We start from the raw sequence: 12,019 nt of genomic DNA, 5'->3' as shown, positions 1-12,019 counted from the left end.
GGGACGGTCAGCCGCCGACCTTCTCGCCGAAGCTCGAAAAGAACTGCCCGGCCAGTTTTTTCGACGTCGATTCGATCAGCCGGCTGCCAAGTTGGGCAATCTTGCCGCCGACATCGGCCTTGGCGGCATATTTGAGCACCGTGGCATCCGGCCCATCCTCGGTCAGCGTGACGTCGGCGCCGCCCTTGGCAAAGCCGGCAATGCCACCCTTGCCTTCGCCCTGGATGGTGTAGGAGTGCGGCGGCTTGAGGTTCTTCAGCGTCACTTCGCCGTTAAAGGTCGCCTTGATCGGCCCGATCTTCACCACCACCGTCGCGGTCATTTCGGTCGGTGACTGCATCTCGAGGCTCTGGCAACCGGGAATGGTCGCCTTCAAAACTTCGGGATCGTTCAGCGCTTCCCAGACTTTTTGCAGGGGTGCGGCAATGCGTTCCTCGCCTTCGATCACCAAAGCCATCAAGAACCTCCCAGAAAGAATGGTTTGAAGCCCTAGCGCAGGGGCGCTGTTGTGTCTATCGCACCAAAGTGCGGGTTAGGAACGCGCGTGCCCCTTGCTTGCAGTGACGCGTTGTCATATCGATTTGTCATACAAATACGGAGACCGTGATGGCCGGCGCCCCCACCAAGAAGAAAAAATTCCGCTCGCAGGAGTGGTTCGACAACCCCGACAATCCGGGAATGACCGCGCTGTATCTGGAGCGTTACCTGAATTACGGGCTGACGCGTGCCGAGTTGATGTCGGGCAAGCCGCTGATCGGCATCGCCCAGACCGGCTCGGATCTGTCGCCTTGCAACCGGCACCATATCGAGCTCGCCAAGCGCGTGCGCGAGGGCATCGTTTCGATGGGTGGCATTCCTTTCGAGTTTCCTTGCCATCCGATCCAGGAGACCGGCAAGCGCCCGACCGCAGCACTTGACCGCAATCTTGCCTATCTCGGCCTGGTCGAAGTGCTCTACGGCTATCCGCTCGACGGCGTCGTGCTGACCATCGGCTGCGACAAGACGACCCCGGCGCTTTTGATGGCGGCGGCCACCGTCAACATTCCGGCCATCGCGCTGTCGGTCGGCCCGATGCTCAATGGTTGGCACAAGGGCAAGCGCACCGGGTCCGGCACCATCGTCTGGGAATCGCGCCAACGGCTGTCGGCCGGCGAGATCGACTATGACGAGTTCATGGACATCGTCGCCTCCTCGGCGCCCTCCACCGGCTACTGCAACACCATGGGCACCGCCACCACGATGAATTCGCTGGCCGAAGCGCTCGGCATGCAGCTGCCGGGCTCGGCCGCCATCCCCGCGCCCTACCGCGAGCGCGGCCAGATCGCCTACGAGACGGGAAAACGCATCGTCGACATGGTGCATGAGGATCTGAAGCCGTCCGACATCATGACGCGCAAGGCCTTCGAGAACGCCATCGTCGTCAATTCGGCGATCGGCGGTTCCACCAATGCGCCGATCCATCTCAACGCCATTGCCCGCCATCTCGGCGTGCCGCTCGACAATGACGACTGGCAGAAGATCGGCCTCAAAGTGCCGCTCATCGTCAATCTGCAGCCGACGGGCGAATATCTCGGCGAGGACTACCATCACGCCGGCGGCGTGCCGGCCGTGGTGGCCGAGCTGATGAAGGGCGGGCTGCTGCCGCATCCCGATGCCCTGACCGCCAATGGCAAGTCGATCGGCGACAATTGCAAGGCGGCGGTCGTCGAAAACGCCGACGTCATCCGCAGCGTCGACAAGCCGCTGAAGACCAATGCCGGCTTCATCAACCTCAGCGGCAATCTGTTCGATTCGGCGATCATGAAGACCAGTGGCATCTCGCCGGAGTTCCGCGAGCGCTATCTGTCCAACCCGAAGGACCCGGAAGCCTTCGAAGGCAACGCCATGGTCTTCGACGGGCCGGAGGATTACCACGCCCGCATCGACGATCCGGCGCAAGGCATCGACGAACATACGATCCTGTTCATGCGCGGCGCCGGCCCGGTCGGCTATCCCGGCGGTGCCGAGGTCGTCAACATGCAGCCGCCGGCCTATCTCATCAAGAAGGGCATACATGCTCTGGCCTGCATTGGCGATGGCCGCCAATCGGGCACGTCGGGCTCGCCGTCGATCCTCAACGCCTCGCCGGAAGCCGCCATTGGCGGCGGACTGGCGTTGCTCAAGACCGGCGACCGCGTGCGCATCGACCTGAACAAGGGCACCGCCAACATCCTGGTCAGCGACGACGAGATCGCCAAGCGGCGCGCGGCGCTGCAGAGCGATGGCGGCTATCACTATCCGCAGCACCAGACGCCATGGCAGGAAATCCAGCGTGGCATGGTCGACCAGTTCGACCAGGGAATGGTGCTGAAGCCGGCGGTGAAATACCAGGATGTCGCGCACACCAGAGGCGTGCCCAGGGACAATCACTGATTGCTCCGGAGACAATCGCTGATTGCTCCGGGGATAATCATTGATTATTCCAAGGGATAGTCATCGATTATTCCTGGCGGCAATCACCGATATCGGATCGACCGGCTGACGGCCCTGTGCAATTGGGCCGGCAGCCCTTTTTCGTTTTGAGGTGGCGCGTTCCGGTCACGATCCTTGACAAGCGCGCCCAACAAATCCACGATCATGACCAAGGGGTGCATCGCGACGACCCCGTGAGGCGTCAGCCCAACGTTCGCGTCCAAGCTTCTCTATCAGGAGGTGGACGCCATGCCGTCAACTACCGCTATCACCGTATCGCAACTGTCCCGTCTGGTCGGTCTGCCGGGTGCACCCGCGATCATCGATGTCCGTATCGACGAGGATTTCGACGCCGATCCGCGCCTGCTGCCGGCCTCATGCCGGCGCGATTTCAAAACCGTTTCGACCTGGGCCGCCGAATTTGCCGGCAGGCAAGTCTCCGTCGTCTGTCAGAAAGGCCAGAAACTCTCGCAAGGTGTCGCCGCATGGCTGCGGCACGAGGGAATTTCCGCGGAATCCCTCGAAGGCGGCTTCGAAGCGTGGCGCGACGCAAATGGGCTTTTGGTTCGCACCGAAAAGCTCCCGCCGCGCGATGAAAAAGGCCGCACCGTCTGGGTGACGCGGTCCCGCCCGAAGGTCGACCGCATCGCTTGCCCCTGGCTGATCCGGCGTTTCGTCGATCCGCATGCGGTCTTCCTGTTCGTCGAGGCGGCCGAGGTGGCTGCCGTGGCCGACCGCTTCAAGGCGGTGCCTTTCGACATCGACGCTGCGTTCTGGAGCCATCGCGGCGATCGCTGCACCTTCGATACGATGATCGAGGAATTCGGGCTGGAATCCACAGCGCTCGATCGCCTTGCCGTGATCGTGCGCGCGGCCGACACCGCAAGCCTCGATCTGGTGCCCCAGGCCGCCGGCTTTCTGGCCGCCTCGCTTGGCCTGTCGCGGATGTTTCGCGACGATCTGGAACAGCTGGAAGCAGGCATGCTGCTCTACGATGCGTTCTTCCGCTGGTGCCGTGACGCCACCGAGGAAACGCACAACTGGCCCAGCGCGAGCAAACCGTCATGAGCGCTGTTGCGCCTGCACGTGAGGCGGGGAACCTCGAGGCGCCGGCTGCGCCGACCTTTGCCGAGGCCGTGAAGGTCTGGGCGAAGATCGGACTGCTCAGCTTCGGCGGGCCCGCCGGGCAGATCGCCTTGATGCACAGGGAATTGGTCGAGGAGCGGCGCTGGATCGGCGAACAGCGTTTCCTGCACGCGCTGAACTACTGCATGCTGCTGCCTGGCCCGGAGGCCCAGCAGCTCGCCATCTATATCGGCTGGCTGCTGCACCGGACGGTCGGCGGCCTTGTCGCCGGCATCCTGTTCGTCGTGCCCGGCGCGCTCGTCATGCTCGTCTTGAGCAGCCTCTATATGCTCTATGGCGACATGCCGCTCGTCGAGGCGCTTTTCCTCGGGGTGAAGGCGGCGGTGCTTGCCATCGTCATCGAGGCGGTGATCCGCATCGGACGGCGCGCTCTGAAAAACCCAGCCATGGTGCTGATCGCGGTCGCGGCATTCGTCGCCATCTATGCGTTGAATGTGCCGTTTCCGCTCATCATCCTGCTCGCCGGCCTGACGGGATGGCTGGGAGACCGCATGGTCCCCGGCCTGTTTTCCAGCTCCGCGCATGGCAAGGGCGATGTTGCCGACATCAAGGGAGCGGTCGACCTGATGTTCGAGCGCGGCGAGCTGACACATGTCAAACCGACCAGATGGCATGCGCCGCGCACTATCGCGATCTGGCTGCCGATCTGGCTCGGACCGGTTCTCGTCATCTGGTGGTTCACCGGCGCCAGTGTGTGGACGGAGATAGGCCGGTTCTTCAGCCTGATGGCGGTCGTCACCTTCGGCGGCGCCTATGCGGTGCTGGCCTATGTCGCGCAGGCAGCCGTGCAGTCCTTCGGCTGGCTCGCACCTGGTGAAATGGTCGATGGACTTGGGCTTGCCGAAACCACGCCTGGTCCGCTCATCCTGGTGTTGCAGTTTGTCGGCTTCATCGCCGCGTTCCGCCACGCCGGCTCACTGAACCCGTTGCTTGCCGGATCGCTTGGGGCGCTGCTGACCTTGTGGGTGACGTTCACGCCGTGCTTTTTCTGGATATTCCTCGGCGCGCCTTATATCGAGGCCCTGCGCGGCAACAGGGCCTTGTCGGCAGCGCTCGGCGCGATCACCGCCGCTGTCGTCGGCGTCATCATGAATCTCGCTCTGTGGTTTGCCTTGCACGTGGTTTTCCGCGAGGTGCACGCATTGAGCCTCGGCATGAATGTGCCGGTGGTTTCGTCGATCGACTGGCGTGCCGCGCTGCTTTCCCTGGCCGCTATGATCGCCATCCTGAAGCTGAAGATCGGCATGCTGCCGACGCTCGCCGGGTCGGCCTTGGCTGGTGTCTTATTGTTGGCGGTAAGCGGCTAGATGTCCGCCTGCCTTTGTATTCCGCTTTCCGACCACCTAAGTGGTTGGAAACGGATTGGAACATCATGGCGCAACGACGCTCTTCCCTCGGTTTCCTCGGCATGTTCGGCCGCTCGGGCGATCTGAGGCAGCTCGACACCGCCTTGCGCGGCGCCGACCTGCATCCCGCCCTGGTGCCGGAGGGCGTGAAACTCACCATCGTCAATCTGATGAAGGATCGCTGGCCCGACGAACCGCCGCTACAGGCCTATCCCGATGTGGCGCGGCTGTTCAGCTATTGCATTGCCGGACCGGAAACCTTCGAAAGCGCGCATGGCTTGCAGCAGCGGCAGGACGTGGAACGCCGGATCGAGGACGCGGTGGAAGCCGGCGACAGTTTCGATGCCCAGATCGTGCTGATGGCCCTGCACGCCAAGCTGATCAATGCCGAAGTCGTCGAGCGCTATGGGCTCGGCACGGACTGACCGGAAACGGGCTTATCCGCCCATATTGGCGCGCGGCAGCTTGATCATGTCGCCGAAGCGGGCGCGCAGTTTGTCGTCGAGCAGTTTTGCGACATGGCGCGGGAAGCGTTCGGCAAGGATGCGCTTCTTCTCGATGATCGCGCGCTGCAATATGTCGGGCCGGCCTTTCTCGTTCCATTCCTTCGGCGAAAACCGGTCGCCGACGGCCGGATAGAAATACTCGGTCTGCATCAGCCGCAGCGTCTGCTCGTTGCCGAGATAGTGGCCGGGACCTCTCAGACAGACATCAGCGATGGTGTCGATCGACAGCGCCTCATCGGTCACCTCGATGCCGCGCACGCAGCGCAGGCAGTGGCCGAGCATGTCATTGTCGATGATCAGGCTTTCCAGGCAGAAGCCGAGCAGCGAGGCATGCATGCCGGCCGATTCATAGACGAGGTTGAGCCCGGCCAAGCCGGCCATCACGTCGGTGATGCCTTTTTCGTAGCCGGACTGGATGTCGGGCAGTTTCGAATCCGTCATGCCGGCGGCCGAACCGCCCGGCAGGTCGTAGAATTGCGCCATCTGCGCGCAGGCAGCGGTCAGCACCGCCTGCTCGGCCGAGCCGCCCGACATGGCGCCGGTCCGCAGATCCGACACGAACGGCCAGGTACCGAAGATCGCCGGATGTCCCGGCTTGATGGCGTTGACATAGACCAGACCGGCAAGCACTTCGGCCACCGCTTGCACGACCGCACCGGCAATCGCCGCCGGAGCGGTGGCGCCGGCCTGTCCGGCCGACAAAAGCAGGATCGGGATGCCGCCGTCGACGCAGGCCTCGAGCACGCCGCAGGCGTCCTCGGCGAATTTCATCGGCGGCACGACAAAGCAGTTGGAGTTCGACACGAACGGCCGGGCGCGGAAATTCTCCTCGCCGCCGGCAATGGCATAGAGCATTTCCAGCGCCGGCTGCACGTTCTCGCGCACCGTGAACGAGGTGCCGACATGCTTGGACGTGCCCATCACGCAGGCATAGAGCGTGTTGAAGTCCATTTCGAGCGGATCGGGAATGTCGCGCGGCACCATCGGCCGCTGGAAGAAATGGATGTTGTCGAGCCCGTCGACGATGCGGGCGGCGTCATAGATGTCCTGCAGCAGCGATTCGCGGTATTCGCGCTTCTCGACATCGACCAGATGGACGGCGGCACCCGCCGTACCGTAGTGCACGCGCTTGCCCTGGATCACCATGTCGTGTTTCGGATCCTGGCCGTGCAAGGTGAAATTCCGCGCTGCCTTCTTGATCGTGTCGAGCACCAGCGCGCGCGGGAAACGGATGCGGCCGTCATCGCCATAGGTGGCGCCGGCCTTGGTCAGCGCCTCGATGCAGGAGGGGATGGCATTGGCGAAGCCAACGGTTTCCAGCAGCGTCAGCACCGCCTCGTGGATGCGCTCCTGGTCGTTGCCGCGCAACGGTCCGTAGCTGCCGCCCTCGAGGCCGGCGCGCACCGGCCTGATGTCGTCGGCCAGCGGTGCTGCCCGCATGGCACGGCGCGCTTCGCGTCCACCGGAGCGGCGCGAGCGCTGATCCACTGCTGCTTCCTGCTTTTCAAGAACCACTGACATGGAGGCACTCCACCTTTTCTCGGAAACAGGGCGGCGGTTGGTCCACCATCGGCTGTTTCTTCCCCTTTGTGCCACGACTATGCCGCCGGCATTGGCACAGACTATGAGCCAGCCGGTCCGGTTGCATATGCCAGAGCTAAAGAAGTCGGAGCCGCACGTGTGCGGCTCCGGTCAATGGATAGAGCGCGTGGATCAGGCCGCTGCCGGTCTGCGGCCGGCGGCGGTGGCCAGTTCGCGGATACCGGGCTCGATATGCTGCAGCGCGATCGAGGAAATGCCCAACCGCATGAAACGCGAAGGCTTTTCGGTGCGGTCGAAGAAGCGGTCTCCCGGCTCGATGATGACGCTGCGCGAGGCGGCGGCCTCGGCCAAACCGCGGGAATCGGTACCGCGTGGCCCTTCGAGCCAGAGCGACGTGCCGCCGGCCGAGTCGGTCGAGCGCCATTCCGGCAGGAAAGCGGAAATCGCATGGACCAGACGCTTGCGACGCTCGTCGAAGGCGCTCGACAGCCGCCGCACCAGGGCCTCGTGATGGCCGAGCGACAGGAAGAGTGCGACGGCGCGCTGGTTGTTGGCCGGCGGATGGCGCAGCATGAAACGGCGCAGCGCCCTGAGCTCCGAGATCAGTCCAGCGGAGGCGACGATGTAGCCAAGCCGCAGGCCGGGAGCGAGCGTCTTCGACATCGAGCCGACATAGACGACGCGACCGGAGCGATCGAGGCTCTTCAGCGCCTGCTGCGGCGCCTCGTCGAGAAGCTGGCTGTCATAGCCGTCCTCGATGATGATCTGGTTGTGCCGGTTGGCGCGCGCCAGAAGATCCTGCCGCCGCTCGGCCGACAAAGGCACCATGGTCGGGCAATGATGGCTGGGCGTAACGAAGACGAAGCCGGAATCATCGGGGATGGAAGAGGTTACGATGCCGGACTGATCGACCGGAACCGGCTGGATCTCGGCGCCCGCAAGCCGGAAGATCGAGCGCGCGTCGGGATAGCCAGGGTCTTCCATCGCCACCTTCGAGCCCTTGGTCATCAGCAGCGAAGCCAGCATGTAGAGCGCGTTCTGGGCGCCCAGCGTGACGATGATCTCGTCGGGATTGGCGAAGATGCCGCGCCGGGGCAAGAGCCGCGCCTGGATCTGTTCGATCAGCAGCGGATCGTCGCGATCGACCATGTCGGACGCCCAGTTGCGGATCTCGAGCACGGCCAGCGCCATGCGGTTGCACTCGCGCCATTCGGCGGTCGGGAACAGCGCCGGGTCGAACTGGCCATAGACGAAGGGGTAGGACGACTTGATCCAGTTCTCGTGCTTGGCCGGCGGCGGCATGTCGCTGGCGGCGATCTGCCGGCGCGCCTTCCAGTCGATCTCATTGGCCTGGTCGGGCGCCTTCTGGTGCGGCTTGGCCGGCGTCGCCAGCACGTCGGGATTGACGAAATGGCCGCGCCGCTCGCGCGCCACCAGGAACCCCTGGTCGACGAGCTGCTGGAAGGCCAGCACTACCGTCCCGCGTGCGACGCCGAGTTTTTCGGCCAGGATGCGGCAGGAGGGAAGCGGCATCGAAGCGGCGATCTGGCGGTCGAGAATGGCGGCCACGATGGCCTGGCGGATCTGCGCCTGCAGGGTTTGGCCGGATTCGGCCGAAATCCGGAACAGGCCGGACCATATGGCCGTGTCGTTGCGCTGTGGCATGGGAAATCTTCCTCGGATGGCCAGCCATTTTCATTTGGCTGGACCAGTCGAGTGTATGGGTGGCACAAGGGGTTGCGCCAATCAATTTTTCTGATCGTTGGGATTTATGCCAGTGATCCTTCAGCCAAAATCGGGCTCCGTGGCCGCCCGCAGTGACACATTGTGTCATCGCATCGTGATGCGATGCGGCATCGCCGCGTATTGACCGCACGGAATTCGGCTCAATAGGTTTGTCGCGACGACACGCGCCGGAAACATCCGGTCTGATAAAGTACGTCGAAAAACGCCAGGAGCCCCCCGCCAGTGGATAAGTCAGCCTTCCAGAAACAGCTTGCCGCCTTGCGCGATCATCGCGCTGCGGCACCTGCCAGCATGCGCCAGGCCTTCGCCGCCGATCCGCAGCGGTTCAAGACATTCTCCGCCAGCGACGGCGACCTTTTGCTCGACTGGTCGAAATGCGCCGTCGACGCCGTCACCATGGACTTGCTGGAAAAGCTGGCCGATGCCGCCGATCTCGAAGGCCGCCGCGCCGCCATGTTCGCCGGCAAGAAGATCAACATCACCGAAGACCGCGCCGTGCTGCACACGGCGCTGCGCAACCTCAGCGGCAAGGGCGTCACGGTCGACGGCCAGGACGTCAAGGCGGATGTCCTTTCCGTGCTTGACGCGATGGGCGCCTTCGCCGATGCCATCCGCTCCGGCAAAGCGGCCGGTGCCACAGGCAAGAAGATCACCGACATCGTCAACATCGGCATTGGCGGCTCCGACCTCGGCCCGGCCATGGCGACGCTGGCGCTCGCCCCCTATCATGACGGGCCGCGCGCGCACTATGTCTCCAACATCGACGGCGCCCATATCCATGACACGCTGAAGGGCCTGTCGGCCGAAACCACGCTGTTCATCATCGCCTCCAAGACCTTCACCACGGTCGAGACGATGACCAATGCGCAGACGGCGCGCGACTGGGTGCAGAAGGCACTCGGCAAGCAGGCGGTCGGCAAGCATTTCGCCGCCGTCTCGACGGCGCTCGACCTGGTGGCCAAGTTCGGCATCGAATCCGATCGCGTCTTCGGCTTCTGGGACTGGGTCGGCGGCCGCTATTCGGTCTGGGGCGCCATCGGCCTTCCCGTCATGATTGCCGTCGGTCCGGCGGAATTTCCGCGCCTTCCTCGACGGCGCCCACGAGATGGACGAGCATTTCCGCACCGCGCCGCTCGCCGGGAACCTGCCGGCGTTGCTCGGGCTGGTCGGCTGGTGGCATCGGGTGATCTGCTTCTATCCGGCCCGCGCGGTGATCCCCTATGATCAGCGCCTGTCCCGGCTGCCGGCCTATCTGCAGCAGCTCGATATGGAATCGAACGGCAAGGGCGTCACTCTGGACGGCACGCCGGTGGCGACGCCGACCGGGCCGCTGGTCTGGGGCGAGCCGGGCACCAATGGCCAGCACGCCTTCTTCCAGCTTCTGCACCAGGGCACCGACTTCATCCCGGTCGAATTCCTGGCAGCGGCGGTCGGCCACGAGCCTGAGCTCAAGCACCAGCATGACCTGCTGCTCTCCAATTGCCTGGCGCAATCGGAAGCTCTGATGAAGGGCCGCACGCTGGACGAGGCGCGCGCGCAGATGCTGGCCAAGGGCATGAAGCCGGCCGACGTCGACAAGATAGCGCCGCATCGTGTCTTCTCCGGCAACCGGCCTTCGATGACCATCCTCTATCGCAAGCTCGATCCCCGCACCTTCGGCCGGCTGATCGCGCTCTACGAGCATCGCGTCTTCGTCGAGGGCACGCTGTTCAACATCAATTCCTTCGACCAGTGGGGCGTCGAACTCGGTAAGGAACTGGCGACCGGCCTGCTGCCTGTCGTGGAAGGCAAGGAAAGCGCCGCAAACCGGGACGCCTCGACCAGGGGCCTTGTGGAACGCATCCACCAATTGCGTGGTTCGGAGTGACTGATTTGGCAGACATCAAGGGCATATTGTTCGACAAGGACGGGACACTTGTCGACTTCAACGCGACCTGGCTCGGCATCGCCGACTTCATGGCCATGGACGCATCCGATGGCGACCGCTGGAAGGCCGACAGGCTGCTCGCGGCCGCCGGCTTCGATTTCGCCAACCGGCGCTTCAAGCCCGATTCGATCTTTGCCTCGGGCACCAACATGGACGTCGTCGAGCTATGGTTCCCGCGTCTGTCCGACGAAGACCAGATGCTGGCCGTCGCCCGCTTCAACGAGATCACCTCGGTACAGGGTTCATCGATGGCGGTGGCGCTGCCGGGCATCGTCGACACGTTGGCAACACTGCACAAAAGGTCCTACCGGCTTGGCGTCGCCACCAACGATTCCACCAGCGGTGCGGAAAAAACCTTGGTTACGCTCGGCGTCGCACAACTGTTCGACGCCGCCTATGGCTACGACGCGGTGGCCAATCCGAAACCGGCGCCCGACACCATCCAGGCCTTTTGCGATCTCACCGGCCTGAAGCCGTCGGAGATCGCCATGGTCGGCGACAACCGCCACGATCTCGAAATGGCGCGCGCCGGCGGCTGCGGCCTGGCGGTGGGCGTGCTCTCCGGCACCGGCACGCGCGAATCGCTGGCCGAGATTGCCGACGTCATCCTGGATTCGGTTGCCGACCTGCCGGATTTCCTTTCGGCACGAGTCAGGGAGACGGTCTAACCGTCAGGTTCGGCCTCGAAACGAAAGACGCCGCTCGGCCTTGCGGCGGCGTCTTTCGCGTCGCCGAAATCCGGCACCTGATATTCGGCAAGCAGGCGCAATCGCGAGCGCGGCAGATAGGCCCGGCCCGGATCGCCGACCAGCACCTCAATTCCGGCGGCAAGGCAGCGGTCGAAAAAAGGCATGACGCGCTCAGCGACGTCCCGCCCGTAGAACACATCGCCGGCAAGCACGAGATCGACCAAGGGCGGCGAGCCCCCGGTGATATCGCCATCGACAATGGTAATTTTGACGCCGTTCGCCGCCGCGTTGAGGCCGAGCGCGGCGACGCCGTTGCGGTCGATTTCGGCGGCGATCACCTCACGCGCGCCGGCTTTCGCCGCGGCGATGCCGACAATGCCGGAGCCGGCGCCGAGGTCCAGCACGCGGCGGCCCGCCACGCTCATTGGACGGTCAAGGATGTAGCGTGCCAGCACCGTACCGCCGGCCCACGCATAGGCCCAGTAGGGCGGCTGCGGTTCCGGCGCGTCCTCGCTGGCATCGTCTTCAGGGTCGACGAGTCGTCTCAACCCGCTGCCCGGATGGGCGGTGTAAACAGGATTTCAGGAAGCGCCGGCACCGGGACGAGGCGCATGTTGGCCTTGATGAATTCCGCCGGGCCGAGGCGCGGGCGCCGGTCCAGCGAAT

At 64.1% G+C, this 12,019-nt stretch carries 8 protein-coding genes and 2 pseudogenes; 6 read left to right on the top strand and 4 right to left on the bottom strand.

Annotation, left to right across the window (positions count from 1 at the left end):
• Window positions 1–7 precede the first annotated feature (7 nt).
• Window positions 8–457 carry an SRPBCC family protein gene (locus AC0V8S_RS00695; RefSeq protein ID WP_475436417.1) on the bottom strand — a complete coding sequence of 150 codons (450 nt, stop codon included), beginning with the start codon at window positions 455–457 and terminating at the stop codon, window positions 8–10.
• A gap of 149 nt (window positions 458–606) precedes the next feature.
• On the opposite strand from AC0V8S_RS00695, the gene AC0V8S_RS00690 reads away from it, so the two are divergent.
• The 4 genes from AC0V8S_RS00690 to AC0V8S_RS00675 all read left to right on the top strand — a co-directional run bounded on the left by AC0V8S_RS00690 (window position 607) and on the right by AC0V8S_RS00675 (window position 5,368).
• Entirely contained in the window at window positions 607–2,412 is a 1,806-nt protein-coding gene (locus AC0V8S_RS00690; protein ID WP_475436415.1) for an IlvD/Edd family dehydratase, read from the top strand.
• A 288-nt stretch (window positions 2,413–2,700) separates the two neighbouring features.
• Window positions 2,701–3,519, top strand: a complete 819-nt coding sequence (locus tag AC0V8S_RS00685) for a chromate resistance protein ChrB domain-containing protein (protein ID WP_475436414.1) — start codon at window positions 2,701–2,703, stop codon at window positions 3,517–3,519.
• Window positions 3,516–4,904, top strand: a complete 1,389-nt coding sequence (gene chrA, locus AC0V8S_RS00680) for a chromate efflux transporter (RefSeq protein WP_475436412.1) — start codon at window positions 3,516–3,518, stop codon at window positions 4,902–4,904. The genes AC0V8S_RS00685 and chrA overlap by 4 nt, the downstream gene beginning before the upstream one ends.
• Window positions 4,905–4,969: 65 nt before the next feature.
• Entirely contained in the window at window positions 4,970–5,368 is a 399-nt protein-coding gene (locus tag AC0V8S_RS00675) for a hypothetical protein (RefSeq protein ID WP_183455894.1), read from the top strand.
• Between the two features lie 12 nt (window positions 5,369–5,380).
• Here the strand turns inward: AC0V8S_RS00675 and AC0V8S_RS00670 are convergent, their stop codons facing one another.
• Together AC0V8S_RS00670 and pdxR are read right to left on the bottom strand one after the other, a co-directional pair.
• Window positions 5,381–6,970, bottom strand: coding sequence for a trimethylamine methyltransferase family protein (locus tag AC0V8S_RS00670; RefSeq protein WP_183455896.1), 1,590 nt, complete (start codon window positions 6,968–6,970; stop codon window positions 5,381–5,383).
• Window positions 6,971–7,162: 192 nt separating this feature from the next.
• Window positions 7,163–8,656, bottom strand: a complete 1,494-nt coding sequence (gene pdxR, locus AC0V8S_RS00665) for a MocR-like pyridoxine biosynthesis transcription factor PdxR (RefSeq protein WP_475436409.1) — start codon at window positions 8,654–8,656, stop codon at window positions 7,163–7,165.
• A gap of 303 nt (window positions 8,657–8,959) precedes the next feature.
• On the opposite strand from pdxR, the pseudogene pgi reads away from it, so the two are divergent.
• Together pgi and AC0V8S_RS00655 are read left to right on the top strand one after the other, a co-directional pair.
• Window positions 8,960–10,604 (top strand): annotated as a pseudogene (gene pgi / locus AC0V8S_RS00660) (glucose-6-phosphate isomerase).
• 5 nt (window positions 10,605–10,609) lie between these two features.
• Window positions 10,610–11,332, top strand: a complete 723-nt coding sequence (locus AC0V8S_RS00655; RefSeq protein ID WP_475436408.1) for an HAD family hydrolase — start codon at window positions 10,610–10,612, stop codon at window positions 11,330–11,332.
• Here AC0V8S_RS00655 and AC0V8S_RS00650 read toward each other — a convergent pair.
• A pseudogene (locus tag AC0V8S_RS00650) lies at window positions 11,329–12,014 on the bottom strand (class I SAM-dependent methyltransferase). The gene AC0V8S_RS00655 and the pseudogene AC0V8S_RS00650 sit on opposite strands and share 4 nt — an antisense overlap.
• Window positions 12,015–12,019: the final 5 nt, after the last annotated feature.

The organism is Mesorhizobium oxytropidicola, assembly GCF_056174625.1.
The sequence above is the reverse complement of the archived record's forward strand: the minus strand, read 5'-3'. Positions and strand labels throughout refer to the sequence as shown.

Coding starts and splice junctions, on each gene's coding strand:
- AC0V8S_RS00695 (WP_475436417.1), bottom strand. CDS start 457: ATGGCTTTGGTGATCGAAGGCGAGGAACGCATTGCCGCACCCCTGCAA.
- AC0V8S_RS00675 (WP_183455894.1), top strand. CDS start 4,970: ATGGCGCAACGACGCTCTTCCCTCGGTTTCCTCGGCATGTTCGGCCGC.
- AC0V8S_RS00685 (WP_475436414.1), top strand. CDS start 2,701: ATGCCGTCAACTACCGCTATCACCGTATCGCAACTGTCCCGTCTGGTC.
- chrA (WP_475436412.1), top strand. CDS start 3,516: ATGAGCGCTGTTGCGCCTGCACGTGAGGCGGGGAACCTCGAGGCGCCG.
- AC0V8S_RS00670 (WP_183455896.1), bottom strand. CDS start 6,970: ATGTCAGTGGTTCTTGAAAAGCAGGAAGCAGCAGTGGATCAGCGCTCG.
- AC0V8S_RS00690 (WP_475436415.1), top strand. CDS start 607: ATGGCCGGCGCCCCCACCAAGAAGAAAAAATTCCGCTCGCAGGAGTGG.
- pdxR (WP_475436409.1), bottom strand. CDS start 8,656: ATGCCACAGCGCAACGACACGGCCATATGGTCCGGCCTGTTCCGGATT.